Source organism: Micromonospora sp. CNZ280, assembly GCF_011759515.1.
The window spans coordinates 720693-735592 of sequence record NZ_JAAOYP010000004.1 but is presented as its reverse complement, the minus strand read 5'-3'; the positions used below and the strand labels follow the sequence as shown (position 1 = coordinate 735592).

The window sequence follows — 14900 nt, the reverse complement described above, 5'->3', positions numbered from 1 at the left end:
GCAGGAACGGATAAGAGGAGCACCATGCCCCCCAGGAAGAGGGCTGCCGGGCAGAGCGCACTGCCCGGCATGCCGACCATGGCCGACCTTCGCGACACCCTCTGGAAGGCCGCCGACAAGCTCCGCGGGTCGATGGACGCCGCGCAGTACAAGGACTTCGTCCTGGGCCTGGTCTTCCTCAAGTACGTCTCCGACTCGTTCGAGGAGCGCCGCGACCAGATCAAGCAGGAGGTGCTCGACCAGGGCATCCCCGAGGACCGAGTCGACGCGTTCCTCGACGACATCGACGAGTACACGGGCCAGGGCGTGTTCTGGGTGCCGGCGGAGGCCCGCTGGGTTCACCTGGCGGAGCGGGCCAAGGGCGGCGAGATCGGGCTGCTGCTCGACAACGCCATGGACGCCATCATGAAGTCCAACCAGGCGTTGCTCGGTGTGCTGCCGAAGATCTTCAACCGGGACAACGTCGACCAGCGGCGGCTGAGCGAGCTGGTCGACCTGATCAGCGACGCCCGGTTCACCGGCCACGGCGACCGGCCGGCGCGTGATGTGCTGGGCGAGGTCTACGAGTACTTCCTGGAGAAGTTCGCCCGCGCCGAAGGCAAGCGCGGCGGCGAGTTCTACACCCCGCGCAGCGTGGTCAAGCTGTTGGTCGAAATGCTGGAGCCGTACTCAGGGCGGGTCTACGACCCGTGCTGCGGATCGGGCGGCATGTTCGTGCAGGCTGAGAAGTTCGTGCTCAGCCACACGGGCCGGCGCGACGACATTGCCGTCTACGGCCAGGAGTCCAACGAACGCACCTGGCGCCTGGCGAAGATGAACCTCGCCATCCACGGCATCACCGGCAACCTCGGGCCGCGCTGGGAGGACACCTTCCACGCCGACAAGCACCCTGACCTGCGCGCGGACTTCATCCTGGCCAACCCGCCATTCAACATGTCGGACTGGGCGCGCAGCGTGGAAGACCCACGCTGGCGTTACGGTGTGCCGCCAGCCGGCAACGCCAACTTCGCGTGGTTGCAGCACATTGTCTCCAAGCTCGGGGAGCGGGGGACCGCGGGCGTGGTGCTCGCCAACGGCTCGATGTCGTCCAAGCAGTCGGGCGAGGGCGAGATCCGGGCGGCGATGGTCGAGGCGGATCTAATCTCCTGCATGGTGGCGCTGCCGCCGCAGCTTTTCCGTACGACCCAGATCCCGGCCTGCCTGTGGTTCTTCGCCAAGGACAAGGGACCGCAGGGGGCGAAGAGGCTCGCGGACCGGCGCGGCGAGGTGCTCTTCATCGACGCCCGCAACATGGGCACGATGGTCGACCGCACGGAGCGCGTCCTGACGGACGAAGATGTGGCAAAGATCGCTGGTGCCTACCACGCTTGGCGCGGCACTGCCTCCGCTCGGGCCGAGGACCGGAAGTACGAGGACGAGCCGGGCTTCTGCTACTCCGCGGCCCGTGACGAAATCCGCACGCACGATCACGTTCTGACCCCGGGGCGCTACGTCGGCTTGGCCGAGGTCGACATGTCCGCTGACGAGCCGATCGGCGACAAGATCGAGCGCCTTAAGAAGGAATTGTGCGTCCATTTCGATGAGTCGAGTCGGTTGGAGCAGGTTGTCCGTGAACAGCTGGAGCGCGTTCATGTCTGAATGGACGCAAACAACCATCGGTGAGGTGCTGACGCTTCAGCGGGGGTTCGATATCACGCGGGCTGAGCAGAGGGAGGGATCAATACCGGTCGTCTCCTCGGGTGGGATCGGCAGCTACCACGATACGGCGGCGGCGCGAGGACCAGGAGTGGTGATCGGTAGGAAGGGCACCCTGGGTAAAACCTTCTATCTTCCTGGAGACTATTGGCCGCATGACACTACGCTCTGGGTGAAAGATTTCAAGGGTAGCTTGCCTAGATTTGTATATTACTTCTTCAAGCAGTTGGATGTCATGGGCTTGGACGTAGGATCCGCTAATCCGACGCTTAATCGCAACCACGTCCACCCGTTACCAGTGTATTGGCCTTCTCGACGACGGCAAGAGAGTATTGTCGCCGTTCTTGGGGCGCTGGACGACAAGATTGCAGTCAACCAGCGCATCGTCGACGCTGCCGAGAATCTCAGTTTGGCATTGGCGGCGCCTGAGCTTTGGGAGTCCCGCGTAGCTCTCGCCGAACTCGTAGATCATATTCGAGAGCAGGTTACTCCCGCCGATATCGATGCAGAGTCAGTCGCTCATTACAGCCTTCCTGCCTTCGACCGAGGCGGGTTGCCAGACATTGTCCATCCGACGGAGATCAAGAGCGGGAAGTTTTTGGTAGAAGGGTCAGTCGTACTTCTGTCCAAGCTGAACCCAGCGATACCGCGGGTCTGGGACATTACACCAGACACGTCTTATCGAGCTCTCGCCTCTACAGAATTTCTGGTCCTTAAACCGAAGGTAGGCGTGGTCTCGGCGGAGCTATGGGCGGTATGTGGTCAACATGCATTCTGGGACGAGTTGACCGGTAAAGCAACTGGGACATCCAACAGTCATCAGCGGGTAAAGCCGGCAGACATATTGTCAACTCAGGTGGTTGACCCACGTGCAATGTGCGCAGAAACGCGAGATCAAATTTGCGGCTTGTGCAATCGGAGCCGTCAGGCACGCCTTGAGTCAAGGAAGCTCGGCGAGCTACGTGATCTGTTGTTGCCGGGTCTGATATCGGGGGCTATCCAGGTGGGCGATGCCGAGAGGGCTGTGGAGGATGCGACGTGATCGGAGAATCGTCCCATAGCTTAAGCGACGTAACCGAGGCGCAGTGGGAGGCGCTTGCACTGGACTCCTTGGCCGAAATGGGATGGGAGCCCGTACCCGGGTCGTCGATCGCGCCCGGGACTGGAGAGCGCGAGTCGTGGGCGGAGTTGGTCCTGCCCGGCCGGCTGCGTGACGCTGTCGCCCGGCTCAATCCGCAGCTTCCGCCCGCCCAGGTCGGCGAGGCGGTCGCCCAGGTTCTCAGCGCCCGGTCGCGTGACGCTGTCACCGAGAACCGACGGCTGCACGGGCTGATGGTGAAGGGCATCCGTTCGATCGTCTACACCGACCAGCACGGTGCCGAGCACAACCCGACTATCAGGCTGGTCGACTTCCGGGACGAGGCGGCCAACGACTACCTGGTCACCAACCAGGTGACCGTGGCCGAGGGCGACCACAAGCGCCGGTTCGATGTCGTCTGCTACCTGAACGGGCTGCCGGTCGGGTTGATCGAGCTGAAGAAGGCCGGCGACGCGTATGCTGATCTGCGGGGTGCCCACCGGCAGGTCGGCACCTACGTCGAGGAGCTGCCGCTGGCCTTCCGGGCCAATGTCGTCTGCGTCGTGTCGGACGGGATCACCGCTCGTTACGGCACGGCCTTCACCCCGTTCGAGCATTTCGCGCCGTGGAACGTCGACGACGCGGGCCAGCCGGTGCCGCAGCCGCCGAAGAGCGACGAGGATCTGGCGCTGAACCTGGCACTCTACGGGCTGTTCACCCCCCGCCGATTCCTGGAGCTGCTGCACGGCTATGTCGGCTTCGCCGAGGCGAGAGGCGGGGCGGTCAAGCGGATTGCCAAGCCTCACCAGTACTTCGCGGTGGAGAAGGCCGTCCGCAAGACCGTCGAGGCGACCCGCAGCGACGGCAAGGCCGGAGTCGTCTGGCACACGCAGGGCTCCGGCAAGTCGATGGAGATGGAGTTCTACGCCCACCAGATCGCCACCCATCCGAGCATGGGCAACCCGACCATCGTGGTCATCACCGACCGTACCGATCTGGACGAGCAGCTCCTGGAGGCGTTCGCCGCGAGCGAGCTGCTGCCGGAGCGGCCGGTGCAGGCGGTCACTCGGGACAGCCTGCGCAACGAGCTGACCAACCGGCGCACCGGCGGCATCATCTTTACGACACTGCAGAAGTTCGGGCGTACCCGGGACGAGCGGGCCGCGGGCCGCAAGCATCCGTTGCTGTCGGACCGGCGCAACATCATCGTGATCGTCGACGAGGCGCACCGCAGCCACTACGACAGCCTCGACGGCTACGCGCGGCACCTGCGCGACGCTCTGCCGCACGCGACGCTGATCGCCTTCACCGGCACGCCGATCTCCGAGGCGGATCGCGACACCCGGGCGGTGTTCGGTGACTACATCGACATCTACGACCTGACCCGGGCCGTCGATGACGGCGCGACGGTCCGCGTCTACCACGAGAGCCGGCTCATCCCGGTGGACCTGCCGGCCGACGTCGACCCCGAGACCATCGACGAGCGGGCCGACACCTTGACCGCAGGGCTGGACGACGCCGAGAAAGCTCGCATCCAGCGCACGGTCGCGGTGATGAACGCCGTCTACGGCGCCCCCGACCGGATCAAGGCGCTAGCCGCGGATCTCGTCGAGCACTGGCAGGCGCGATCCGAGCAGATGCGCAAGTACATCGGCGGGCCCGGCAAGGCCATGATCGTGTGCGCGACCCGCGATATCTGCGCTCGCCTCTACGACGAGATGATCGCGCGGCTCCCCGAGGGCTGGCACTCCGACGCCGACGACCTCGGCAAGATCAAGGTCGTCTACACCGGCGGCCCGGACGACGAGCCGCACATCCGCAAGCACGTCCGCAGGCCCTCGCAGACCAAGGTGATCCGCAACCGGGCGAAGGACCCCGATGACGAGCTGGAGCTCATCATCGTCCAATCCATGCTGCTCACCGGGTTCGACTCCCCGCCGCTGCACACGCTCTACCTCGACAAGCCGATGCGCGGTGCGGCGCTGATGCAGGCCCTCGCCCGGGTCAACCGCACCTTCCGCGGCAAGCAGGACGGTCTGCTGGTCGGCTATGCCCCGATCACTCAGAGCCTGCACGAGGCGCTCGCCGAGTACACCAAGAGCGACCAGGACACCAAGCCGGTCGGCCGGGACACCGGCGAGGCCGTCGCCCGCGTCCGGGACCTGCACGGCGTCCTCTGCGGCACGATCCTCGCCGGGTTCGACTGGCGCGGTGTGCTGAACTCCGGCGCCAAGAACGCCTTCACCAACGCCGTCCTCGGCACCATCGATCACCTGCGCGACCCGAGCCTGCCGGAGAACCAGCCCGAGCCGGGCGAACCGACCCTCGCCGAACGCTTCCGGCAAGCCGCCGCCAGTCTTGACCGGCTCTACGCGCTCTGCGCCAGCAGCGGCGACATCAACGACCTCCGGGACGACATCGCGTTCTTTCAGGCCGTGCGGGTCTGGATGGCCAAGTACGACGTGGAGGACCGCCGCTCGCGGGGGATGCCCATCCCGGCCGAGGTGGCGCTGTACTTGCGGGAACTCACCGCTGGCGTAATCGAGGCCGGTGGGGTCACCGACATCTACGCCGCCGCCGGCATCGACCGCCCGGACCTGTCCCATCTGGACGAGGCGTACCTGGAGAAGCTGCGCGCCTCCAAGACGCCGAATCTGGCCATCGAGGCACTGCGGAGGGCCATCGAGCAGACCATGCGGAAGGTCACCCGGCACAACATCGTGCGCCAGGAGGCCTTCTCCGCCCGGCTGGTCGAGCTGATGCGCCGATACACCAACCAGAACCTGACCTCCGCCGAGATCATCGCCGAGTTGGTGGCCATGGCGAAGGAGGTCAGCGCCGAAGCCAACCGCGGGCAGCAGTTCAGCCCGGCGCTCACTGACGACGAGCTGGCCTTCTACGACGCGGTCGCCGCCAACGAGTCCGCCGTGGCCGAGATGGGGGAGGGGCAGCTCGCCGGTATCGCCCGGGATCTGGTCGCCTCCATCCGCCGGTCCATCACGGTCGACTGGACCTCCCGCGACGACGTACGCGCGAAGCTCCGCTCCACCATCAAGCGCCTCCTAGCCGTGCACGGATACCCGCCGGACGCCGCCGAGGAGGCCATCCGCCGGGTGCTGCAGCAGACCGAAACCTTCGCCGAGGAATGGTCACCCGAGGCGCTAGGCTGACCACTTTCCACCACCGTCGAGAGGCACCTCATGCCCCACTGTGTACTCGATCAGCGCGCACGAAAGGCGATGTCTTCGTTCTGTGCTGCTTGGCTGAGGTTCTCGGGAGGTCGCCGATGAGTGATCTGCGTGCCGTCGTCGAGCAATGCGTGGAACGGCAGCGGCGTTTTAGCCAGCGCGGCCAGCGGATCAACGAGCAGAACACCAAGGCCGGACTGATCGCCCCGGTCATCGGGGCACTCGGCTGGGACCTCTACGACCCCGACGAGGTACACCACGAGTACAAGCGGGGCAGGCACGATAATCCGGTCGACTACGCACTGCTGTTGCTGCGCACCCCACGCCTGTTCATCGAGGCGAAGGCGCTCGGGGAAAACCTTGACGATCCCCGCTGGGCCAACCAAACGATCGGTTATGCGACGATGGCCGGCGTGGAGTGGGTCGCCCTCACCAACGGCGCAGAGTGGCGGGTCTACAACGCTCACGCCCCAGTGCCGATCGAGGACAAGCTCTTCCGTTCGGTCCGGCTGGAGAACGATGTTGACGCCGCAGTCGAGCTGTTGCGCCTGCTCAGCAAGGAGAACATGGGGGATAACCGGATCGAGGAGCTGTGGAAGAGCTTCTTCGTCGACCGGCAGGTCCACGCCAAACTGACGGACCTGTTCGCCGGATCGGATCCCGCGCCCGAACTGGTCGATCTGCTTGACAGCCGAATGCCGAGGCTGAGCCGCGAGGAGATCCGCCAGAGCCTTGTCCGGGCGCGGGCCACCTTCGACTTTCCGACCTCTGTGGCTGTCGCCGAGCCGGCCCAGGGGCCGCCCTCTTCACCGCAGGCGTACGAGCCTCCCGTGCAGAGGCTGGCGCCTATGCCGGCCCAGGCGATGTCGGCGTATCAGTCGCCTGTAACCAGAAACCCGAAGCGGGGTCCACGCGTTACCCCGGACGAGCGGAGGCTGAAGCTGGTGGATCTCCTCGCAGCCGGGCGGCTGCGGCCCGGGACCACGCTCGTTGGCCGTTACCTCGGCGAGGAACACACTGCGGAGTTGTTGGCCGATGGCCGTGTCCGGTACCGGGGGGAGGTCTGTAACTCACCCTCCCGTGCCGGCGAGGCGGTGAAGATCGCGGTTCATGGCCAGGACATCACCGACGCCCGCAAGGCGACCGATGGGTTCGACTTCTGGCAGGCACAGGATGCGTTGGTGGGTGACGTAGTCAAGCTCAAGGAGATCCGCCGTCGCGTCGCGTTGGGCAGGTAGCGATGCCAACCGGTTGGCTTCGACTGCCCGACGTCATTGCTGTGCTTGATAACGAGCGTTCAGTCTCCGACCTGCGTCACTACTTCGCGTCCGGTGCTTTCACGGGCAGCCAGTTCGAGGTGTTGGGCGCTGGCTCCAATGCCCTGCATCGGGACGTTGTGACGGCCGAGGATCTGATCGCCGTCGAACTGCTGGAGGCGCGAGCACCTGCCGTGGTCGCCCTCGACCTCCTTCAAGGAGATCTGGGTCAGCGGATCAGCGACGAGCTGCGCAAGATTCCCTTGGCCGTAAATCTGAGCGACAAAAGGGCGAGAATCTACATTGAGGACGGCGGGCCAGCAGAACGTGCATGGCGCCTGTTGACTGATCGACGCGGCGTGAAGAAGGCCATCGCCGGGAAGCTCCTGGCTCGCAAACGTCCGAAGCTCATTCCGGTCTACGACAACGTCGTGGCGTGCGCGCTTCGTGGCCGCCCTGGGTTCTGGCTCTGGCTCCATAGGTTGCTCCGGGCCGACGACCTCTGTCTGACTCACAGACTGCGGAACCTCCGGGTCCAGGCCGGTGTTCCGGCTTACGTGTCCGACATCCGGATCTTCGACGTCGTCTTCTGGATGCGGCATGAGCGCGATCACCAGCGTCGGCGCTGTCCCGGGCTGGCGGGCTTCGGTTCCAGCCTATGAGTCTTGCTCTGACGTGTCGGCAACGAAGACGCCGATGCCCATTCGGCCGACAAGTTCGCCCAACTCAATCATCGAGTCCAACGCGCGTCGCACCGTGACGTGGCTCGTGTCGTACTCCTCAGCGAGGAGGCGAGCGGAGGGGAGCTTGCTCCCCGGCGGGTAGATGCCAGCCCGGATCTTCGCGCGAAGATCATCTCTGATCTGGCGCCAAAGCGGCTGAGCGTACGGCATGTGGCCAGCAAAGCAGTCGCGGAGACGAGCATGTAAAGCATCCCCGACCTATCTTTACAGGCTTTATAGGTCTGCTAAGCTTCTTATGCCGAGCGGAAGGACGGGAGATACATGAGCACGCGGTGGAAATCGTTCCTGCGGCCGAGTAGTGCGGTGGTCGACAAGGCTGAGCACGTCGTACCGCAAGGGGGCGTGCCAAGCCGCTACCAGCTTCCGATGGGGGAGGGCGCCCTACTCGAAGGGCGGGTGACCTCCCGGTGCGATGGCGCAATCGTTTACGAGCGGTCGGATCAGGGAGGCAGGTAGAGATGAGCGTCCGCAACCAGAGGTCGTTCACGGCGAGCGGCGGGACGACCTACCGCTCCGCCGCGTACCCCAGCCTGCTGCCGTGGCAGGTGCGCGAGCGCCGCTTCCCGCCCACCCGGCTCGGACGCCGCGGCCTGAACCCCGACGACGTGTACGCCTTCCTCGACCGGGTCGCCCTCGACATGACCGCACTCCACGACGCTCTCGCCGAGAGCCGCCGGGAGACCGCGCGGATCAAGCTCGCGCTGCGCGCCTGGCAGTCCGACCAGGCCCGCGCCGACCAGGACCGCGCACGATGACGCAGCGGTACGTCATCCACCTGCCCGTGGTCGCCGCCGACCTGCCGGCCGCGCAACGCCTGGCCCGGGTCATCGGTCGCTGGATGTCCGTGCTGCCGATGACCGACCCGGGGGAGACCACCGTCTCCGAGGAGGACCGGCAGTTCCTCCGCCACCGGGTCTTCTGCGACCTGCGGCTACCCGGTGGACGGCGCTGCGTGCTCCGCGACGGTCACGACGGCGAGTGCTCCCGCCGCCTGCGCCGATGACGTGAGCGCGGTCGGCGGTCGGACAGGCTCAGCCGAGGCCGGCAAGCCGGACGGGTGAGCGCGGGGCCTTCCGACTGCGCCGCCGAAGCAGCGACGCCGCCGGCGGAAGGAGGGAGACGCTCAGCCGAGCGGACTGAAGCTCTGGCCGTCGAGCACGTTGATGAGTTCGTCGTCGCGGGTGACCTCGTAGCTGCGCACTGGCGGAGCCCCACCGAGGATCCCCGTACCAGGAAATGCCCGGACTGCCGCGCCGACGGCACGTGCCCCCCGTGCGGCCTGGGCCGACTCGATCATCCTGCGCTACCTGCGGACGTACTGGCGATGAACGTTTTCGACCTGTCGCCCGCGCAGATCCGTAACCGGCTGATCCTGCGGGCGCGGCGGGCGGCGCTGGCCGCCGGGACCGGACCGCAACCGCCGGCGCGCCCGCATGGCCACGCTGAGGCGGCGCGGGCGGCGGTAGCTCGGGTGCCGGTCGTCCCGTGCGTGTCCGTCGCGCCCGGGGACGTGGTTCAGCTCGCCGAGTCCGACTACCGGTACGCGGAGGCTCCGCTCCGGCTCCGGATCGTCCGGGTCCGGCCGGACCTCAGCGAGTGGTACGACGGCGAGTGGGTGTGGCTCGAAGGCGTCGAGGTCGGCCCGGACGGACAGGATGCTGCGTTCCGCCCGGTGCTGGCCCGGGTCGCCGCGCTGCGGCCGGACGGGGGTGGAAGGTGAACGTGGGCGCGCGGTATCCATGACACAGGCCGGCGGTTCTTGAACCATGGCAGGGCCTCGTGGGAGGGTCCGCACATGCTGGAGCAACACCTGTCCGCAGGGCCTGCGGCATGAGGCTGCTCCGCAGGCGACGGCACCTCAACCGCAGCGAGTGCAGGGCGATCATCGGGGCGGCGGCGACGCTCGCGTCGATGTTCGACATCACGTGGAGAGTCGCGGACAACGCGCCGCGCCTGGGCGTGGTGATGCTGGCCGACGGGCTCGTCGAGGCCCGCCGGGATGGCCGCACATTCCTCCTTCCCAAGGCGGCGCGAGGTTGGTTCGACCTGAGCTTCGACATCCCGGATACCGCGTACGCTCTGGCCCTGGTCCTCGTGTGGTCGGTCGCCGCGGCCAGGACAGCGGACGGCGACGCCTCGAACGGGGACCGCGTGCCGGTTGCGATGTGGCATCTCCGCCACCTTCTGCCGCGCTCGGCACACCGCGCGCTCGCCGACATCGAGGACGCCTTCAGACAGTTCGATTCGCCGGCACACACGGATGCCCAGGTCGGCTGATCAGGCTCACCCGACGTCCGGGGTCTGTCGCCTGGCGGCTCTCTCCAGGTGCATCAACAGCAGGAAGGGCTTGGCCCGCTGGGCTGCCTTTCGCCAGGTGAGCGCGCGGAGGCCGTATTTGAACACGACCGTCGACGGAACGGTGGCACCGAGAACATCCCACACCACCTCCTGCGCGACCTGGCCGGCGACGCGTGGCCGGGCGAACTCCGCGATCGTCTCGCGGTAGCGACGGGTCAACTCACGCGCCGTCGCCTCTGGTGTCAGGACCGGATCGAGGCCCCGCGACAGCGCGAGCAACGACTCGTCGAGCAGGCTCCGGAAGCCGGCGTTGTAGCGGCGTGATTCGACGATCTGATCGACGCTGAGCTGGTCGAGTGAGCCGATCTGAAGCTCTCCCAGGACCTCCCTGACCACCTCGGCCTCGAAGCGTTGCGGTTGCGGCCGACCGAGGCTCCGGGTGAGCTGGGCCTTCACCGCCGGGTTGGACAGCATGCCGTCCTGCCGCAGCTCGGAGGAGATGACGAGGGAGGCCATGTGGTTGCGCAGGCTCACGATCTCCGCCGCACCCTGCCGCAGCGTGCGCGTGTCGGTCTCGGTCCGGCGGTACGCCTCTTCCCGGATCGCCCGCATCACCTCATCCATCCGGGTCAGGCTCTCGCGCATCTGTCCCTGCGCGATAACCAGGTCAGCACGGCGTCCCCGCTTCGCGCCCTGACCGAAGCGCACCCGGCCACCGTCGTCGACCTCGTACTCGTGACCCCAGAGCCCCAGGAGCCCAGCCTCCCGCAGCTCGTCGACCCGCCGGTTGATCTCGGCGGCACGCTCCCGCCTGACTTCCGCAGTTCGTAGGCATGCGGGGGCTGCTTGAGCGGCATCGTAGCTGGTCGCGGGCCTGGGTAGGGTCGGTAGGGCTTGAAAGGCGTGGGCACACGTTTCCCGGGGTTTGATTTGGATCCTCCTGGGGAGATCGTTCATGCTGTGGGCATGTACTTGCGGACCACTCAGCGTAAGAACAAGGACGGCACGGTGGTCCGCTACGTGCAGCTCGCGCACAATCGCCGGGTGGGCGGCACCACGCAGGCCGAGGTGCTGCACAACTTCGGCCGCGAGGACCGGCTCGATACCGCCGGACTGCGCCGCCTGGTCGCCTCGATCAACCGCTACCTGGGCGAGGACGGCGCGGACGCGGCCGCACCGGCGGGCGGCGGCTTGGAGGTCACCGCCTCGGTGCCGATCGGGGCGGTGTGGCTGCTCGAGGGCCTGTGGCGGCAGCTGGAGATCGACCGGGCCCTGGCCAAGATCCTGGGCGAGCGCCGCTTTCGCACTGACGTCGAGCGGGTGCTGTTCGCGCTGGTCGCCAACCGCGCGATCGCCCCGGCCTCCAAGCTGTCGGCCGCCGAGTGGGCCAGCCGCGACGCGTCGATACCCGGACTCGCGGCCATGGACGAGGACCAGGCATACCGGGCGATGGACCTGCTGGTGGAGGCCGACGCCCAGGCCGAGGTGCAGGAAGCGGTGTTCTTCGCGGTGGCGAACCTGCTGAACCTCGAGGTGGACCTGCTGTTCTTCGACACCACGAACACCTACTTCGAGCGCGATGAGCCCGACGCCGGCGAAACCCCCTTCCGCGCCTACGGCAAGAGCAAGGACCACCGCGACGACCTGCCGCAGATCACCATCGGACTGGCCGTCACCAAGGAGGGCGTGCCGGTCCGTTGCTGGGTCTGGCCCGGCGGGAGCAGCGACCAGGCGATCCTGCCGCAGGTCAAGGACGACATGCGCGACTGGAAGCTCGGCCGGGTGATCACCGTGGTCGACCGCGGGTTCTCCTCGGCGGACAACCTGTCCTACCTGACCCGGGCCGGCGGCCACTACATCGCAGGGATGCGCATGCGCGATGGGAACGACCTGGCCGAGGCCGCGCTCGCGCGCCAGGGCCGCTACCAGGACGTCCGCGACAACCTGCGCGTCAAGGAGGTCCGGCTTGACCAGGCCCCCGGGCGGCGCTTCGTCATCTGCCACAACCCCGCGCAGGCCGAACGCGACCGCCGCCACCGCGAAGAGGCGCTCACCAGGATCGAGGCCGAACTGGAGCGCATCAAGGCCCAGCGCGACCGCGACGCCAAGCGCCTGACCAGCGCCAAGGCCCGCGAGCGGGCGGAGGCCGCGCACGTGCGCGCCGAGTGCGCCCTGATCGAACACCCCACCCTGAAGCGGTGGTTGAGGACATCGAAGAACGGCCGCCTGGCCATCGACCGCGCCAAGGTCAAGGCCGAGGAGCGTCTGGACGGCAAGTACCTGCTGACCAGCTCCGACCCCCACCTGAGCGCGGAGGAGATCGCGGTCGGCTACAAGGCGCTCCTGGAAGCGGAGCGCGGATTTCGCGATCTGAAGACCGTGCTGGAACTGCGGCCCGTCTTCCACCGCCTTGAGCACCGCATCCGCGCCCACGTGCTGCTGTGCTGGCTCGCCCTGCTGCTGATCCGCGTCGCCGAACGCTCCACCGGAAGCACCTGGAACCGCATCGGCAGCGAACTCGGCCGCGTCCACGAGGTCACCCTGACCGGCGAGGCCGGACAGATCACCCAGACCACCCCGCTCACCGCCGAACAGGCGGGCATCTACCGCGACTGCGGCATCAAACCCCCACCCCGGATCACCACCGCAGACCCCGCCTGACCTGCGACAACCCGACCGCGTGGGCACACGCCCACACGGTCCAGGAGCACACGTTCCCGCAGCTCAGAGCAGGCTTTCCGGGCCAACGGATGCCCACCTACTGCGGAAGCCAGGTCCCGGTACGCGGCCGGGACCTCGAAAGAGGCCCGCAGCACGACGCGGTCGGAGAAGAACACGACCGACTGCAGCACCCTGTCGATGGTGTGCGTGTCGACGAGGCCGCTGTCCAGCAGAGTGAGTGACCGTGTCATCGTGCCCCCGCCAGATAGGTGAGGTAGTCCACCTCGTACAGGTGCATGCTCCACGAGTGGTAACAGACCTTGCTGCCGCGCAGCCCGAGAGAAAGAGCGGCGTCGGAGGTCAGCTGCGCGAAGGTCAACAACTCGGGCACGAACCCGACCCAGACGTCGACGCTGCGGGCGGTGAGGAAGAGAACGAGGTCGTCGCCGACGATCCGGAGGGCACCACCGACCGGTGACACCGGGAAGCGACCGCCCAGGTCCTCCTCCGGCCGCCACATCGAGAAGACCGCCGACCTGCTGTGCTCGTCCTGCCGCAGCATTTCGGTGGCTTGCTCGAACTGGTCGATTGGCGAGCCGTCCGCCGCGACCCAACCCCGCAGCCGCTGGTAGAGCAGCGACGATTCCCGCTGGTCGCCGAAGATCCGGTCGCGGTAGTCCTTGATCAGCTCCGGGTACAGGTAGCCCCGCGGCGGGGTCAGATCCGCCGGATTCCGCAGCCAGACGGTGAGACCCGGGATGTCGAAACAGATCCCGTGCCGCGTCGCAACCCGCGCCGGCTGTCCTTCGGAGAAGACCGAGAGCACGTCGTGCCACCCGGACGCCACGGTAGCCACCTCAAGCTCCACGCGATGATCCCTCTGACGATTCCCGCGTCGCCGACGCCGCCGTCCGTCTCGTTTGGCGCTGTATCGGATCACCGGGCGCCCGTTGCCTCGCAAAGTTCGGCAGGGGCAGTACCGGCAGCGCCGGCAGGTCGATCAGCGTTCCCCCGCTGCAAGACGGGGTACGGGTCACGACGCACACGTCGGTGGCCAGAAGCGGCACCTCCACGTCGAGTCCGTTCGCGGCCAGGGTCTGGCCTGACGTCACGAGCAACACTCCGGCGCCGCTGTCGTCGGCGCGGATCACGCCCTCGGTGGCCCCGTTCAGCCGTACGATTCGCATCGATCGTAGGTTCGCGCATGCGTCGAGCCAGGCCCGGGTGATGGCCGGGTACTCGGTGTAGACCGTGCGAGGATTCCGGCCGGCGACCGCGCAGTAGGTGACGAATGACGTCCGGGCGGGCGGCAGCGCCCGGATGGTGAGCGGCTGGTCGTTCGCGAGACACCACTCGACGCATACGTCGTAGCCCGTGATGCCGACGTCGACGGCTCCTGAAGCCACGAGTTCCGGTATGTCGAAGCCCCGGCATCGGATCAGCGAATCCGCGCCCATGCGGTGCCACAGCGACCTCCGGTGAGCCTCGTCCAAGCCGGCGAAGCGGCTTCCGACGATGTCGGCGACCGGGCCGTACAGTCGGCTCGAGGGACTGGGCACCGCGACGATCACTGTGACCTGCCCGCCGCCTCGGCCCTGGTCACCGATCGCACTCCGGCGCCGATGTCCTCGACCGGGACCACCGCGTCGACCAGCGCCCGGAGCGCGAACTCCGCCGGCCGCTCGGAGAACAACACCACCTTGCCCTGCCCCACGGCGTAGCCGACCTCGATGCACACACTGACGCCGGCATACCCGCCGTTGGCCACGACAAAGATCGCGTCCGACCGCGCTATCTTCGCAAGGAAGTCGCGTGTGAGCTGGATCTTGTCCGGCTCGTCGACCCGCACATGCCGTTCGTTGAAGTCGTAGCGCGGGGTGTAGACGGTCATGCCCAGGTCGCGGAACGCTGCCTCGGCAAGCTGGGCTGTGTCGTAGAACTTGGAGCTGCTGCATATCGTGACTGCCTCGATTTCGGGCAT

The 14900-nt window shown here is 67.1% G+C and carries 16 protein-coding genes; 10 read left to right on the top strand and 6 right to left on the bottom strand.

Annotated elements, in window-relative coordinates:
* Positions 1 to 24: 24 nt before the first annotated feature.
* From FHX32_RS30505 to FHX32_RS30485, 5 genes are all read left to right on the top strand, one after another.
* Positions 25 to 1638, top strand: coding sequence for an HsdM family class I SAM-dependent methyltransferase (locus FHX32_RS30505; RefSeq protein ID WP_167190851.1), 1614 nt, complete (start codon positions 25 to 27; stop codon positions 1636 to 1638).
* A complete protein-coding gene (locus tag FHX32_RS30500) occupies positions 1610 to 2737 on the top strand; it encodes a restriction endonuclease subunit S (protein WP_208419498.1) in 1128 nt (375 codons plus the stop codon). The genes FHX32_RS30505 and FHX32_RS30500 overlap by 29 nt, the downstream gene beginning before the upstream one ends.
* Entirely contained in the window at positions 2734 to 5943 is a 3210-nt protein-coding gene (locus FHX32_RS30495) for a type I restriction endonuclease subunit R (RefSeq protein ID WP_486481413.1), read from the top strand. The genes FHX32_RS30500 and FHX32_RS30495 overlap by 4 nt, the downstream gene beginning before the upstream one ends.
* A 116-nt stretch (positions 5944 to 6059) precedes the next feature.
* Positions 6060 to 7199: a restriction system modified-DNA reader domain-containing protein gene (locus FHX32_RS30490; RefSeq protein WP_167190848.1), complete on the top strand. Its 1140-nt coding sequence runs from the start codon at positions 6060 to 6062 to the stop codon at positions 7197 to 7199.
* Between the two features lie 2 nt (positions 7200 to 7201).
* Positions 7202 to 7879 (top strand): DUF6308 family protein, encoded by a 678-nt coding sequence (locus tag FHX32_RS30485; RefSeq protein ID WP_167190845.1) that lies wholly within the window; start codon positions 7202 to 7204, stop codon positions 7877 to 7879.
* Here FHX32_RS30485 and FHX32_RS30480 read toward each other — a convergent pair.
* Positions 7874 to 8110, bottom strand: a complete 237-nt coding sequence (locus FHX32_RS30480; RefSeq protein WP_167190842.1) for a GntR family transcriptional regulator — start codon at positions 8108 to 8110, stop codon at positions 7874 to 7876. The two genes, FHX32_RS30485 and FHX32_RS30480, sit on opposite strands and share 6 nt — an antisense overlap.
* A 308-nt stretch (positions 8111 to 8418) precedes the next feature.
* Between FHX32_RS30480 and FHX32_RS30475 the strand changes: the two genes are divergently transcribed.
* Together FHX32_RS30475 and FHX32_RS30470 are read left to right on the top strand one after the other, a co-directional pair.
* Positions 8419 to 8715, top strand: a complete 297-nt coding sequence (locus FHX32_RS30475; RefSeq protein ID WP_167190839.1) for a DivIVA domain-containing protein — start codon at positions 8419 to 8421, stop codon at positions 8713 to 8715.
* Entirely contained in the window at positions 8712 to 8963 is a 252-nt protein-coding gene (locus FHX32_RS30470; RefSeq protein ID WP_109901739.1) for a hypothetical protein, read from the top strand. Before FHX32_RS30475 ends, FHX32_RS30470 begins: the two co-directional genes overlap by 4 nt.
* 120 nt (positions 8964 to 9083) lie before the next feature.
* Here FHX32_RS30470 and FHX32_RS30465 read toward each other — a convergent pair whose 3' ends face one another.
* Entirely contained in the window at positions 9084 to 9257 is a 174-nt protein-coding gene (locus tag FHX32_RS30465; protein ID WP_158289861.1) for a hypothetical protein, read from the bottom strand.
* 27 nt (positions 9258 to 9284) lie between these two features.
* On the opposite strand from FHX32_RS30465, the gene FHX32_RS30460 reads away from it, so the two are divergent.
* Together FHX32_RS30460 and FHX32_RS30455 are read left to right on the top strand one after the other, a co-directional pair.
* The gene (locus FHX32_RS30460) at positions 9285 to 9680 is read left to right on the top strand and encodes a hypothetical protein (RefSeq protein WP_167190836.1); all 396 of its coding nucleotides are present in this window, start codon (positions 9285 to 9287) and stop codon (positions 9678 to 9680) included.
* 191 nt (positions 9681 to 9871) lie between these two features.
* Positions 9872 to 10237 carry a hypothetical protein gene (locus tag FHX32_RS30455; RefSeq protein WP_167190833.1) on the top strand — a complete coding sequence of 122 codons (366 nt, stop codon included), beginning with the start codon at positions 9872 to 9874 and terminating at the stop codon, positions 10235 to 10237.
* Between the two features lie 6 nt (positions 10238 to 10243).
* On the opposite strand, the gene FHX32_RS30450 is transcribed toward FHX32_RS30455, so the two are convergent.
* Positions 10244 to 10966 (bottom strand): hypothetical protein, encoded by a 723-nt coding sequence (locus tag FHX32_RS30450; RefSeq protein WP_167190830.1) that lies wholly within the window; start codon positions 10964 to 10966, stop codon positions 10244 to 10246.
* Between the two features lie 258 nt (positions 10967 to 11224).
* On the opposite strand from FHX32_RS30450, the gene FHX32_RS30445 reads away from it, so the two are divergent.
* A complete protein-coding gene (locus FHX32_RS30445; RefSeq protein WP_208419472.1) occupies positions 11225 to 12919 on the top strand; it encodes an IS1634 family transposase in 1695 nt (564 codons plus the stop codon).
* A 247-nt stretch (positions 12920 to 13166) separates the two neighbouring features.
* Here FHX32_RS30445 and FHX32_RS30440 read toward each other — a convergent pair whose 3' ends face one another.
* The 3 genes from FHX32_RS30440 to FHX32_RS30430 are packed head-to-tail and all read right to left on the bottom strand — an operon-like array spanning position 13167 to position 14900.
* Complete coding sequence (locus FHX32_RS30440) at positions 13167 to 13775, bottom strand: thymidylate synthase (RefSeq protein ID WP_167190828.1); 609 nt, start codon at positions 13773 to 13775, stop codon at positions 13167 to 13169.
* 1 nt (position 13776) lies between these two features.
* The gene (locus tag FHX32_RS30435; protein WP_167190825.1) at positions 13777 to 14490 is read right to left on the bottom strand and encodes a type 2 periplasmic-binding domain-containing protein; all 714 of its coding nucleotides are present in this window, start codon (positions 14488 to 14490) and stop codon (positions 13777 to 13779) included.
* Positions 14487 to 14900, bottom strand: a complete 414-nt coding sequence (locus FHX32_RS30430) for a TIR domain-containing protein (protein ID WP_158289859.1) — start codon at positions 14898 to 14900, stop codon at positions 14487 to 14489. The genes FHX32_RS30435 and FHX32_RS30430 overlap by 4 nt, the downstream gene beginning before the upstream one ends.

Excerpts from the sequence above, each read along its gene's own strand:
- FHX32_RS30505 (WP_167190851.1), top strand. The coding sequence starts at position 25 with ATGCCCCCCAGGAAGAGGGCTGCCGGGCAGAGCGCACTGCCCGGCATG.
- FHX32_RS30490 (WP_167190848.1), top strand. The coding sequence starts at position 6,060 with ATGAGTGATCTGCGTGCCGTCGTCGAGCAATGCGTGGAACGGCAGCGG.
- FHX32_RS30485 (WP_167190845.1), top strand. The coding sequence starts at position 7,202 with ATGCCAACCGGTTGGCTTCGACTGCCCGACGTCATTGCTGTGCTTGAT.
- FHX32_RS30480 (WP_167190842.1), bottom strand. The coding sequence starts at position 8,110 with ATGCCGTACGCTCAGCCGCTTTGGCGCCAGATCAGAGATGATCTTCGC.
- FHX32_RS30475 (WP_167190839.1), top strand. The coding sequence starts at position 8,419 with ATGAGCGTCCGCAACCAGAGGTCGTTCACGGCGAGCGGCGGGACGACC.
- FHX32_RS30470 (WP_109901739.1), top strand. The coding sequence starts at position 8,712 with ATGACGCAGCGGTACGTCATCCACCTGCCCGTGGTCGCCGCCGACCTG.
- FHX32_RS30465 (WP_158289861.1), bottom strand. The coding sequence starts at position 9,257 with ATGATCGAGTCGGCCCAGGCCGCACGGGGGGCACGTGCCGTCGGCGCG.
- FHX32_RS30460 (WP_167190836.1), top strand. The coding sequence starts at position 9,285 with ATGAACGTTTTCGACCTGTCGCCCGCGCAGATCCGTAACCGGCTGATC.
- FHX32_RS30455 (WP_167190833.1), top strand. The coding sequence starts at position 9,872 with ATGTTCGACATCACGTGGAGAGTCGCGGACAACGCGCCGCGCCTGGGC.
- FHX32_RS30445 (WP_208419472.1), top strand. The coding sequence starts at position 11,225 with ATGTACTTGCGGACCACTCAGCGTAAGAACAAGGACGGCACGGTGGTC.
- FHX32_RS30430 (WP_158289859.1), bottom strand. The coding sequence starts at position 14,900 with ATGCCCGAAATCGAGGCAGTCACGATATGCAGCAGCTCCAAGTTCTAC.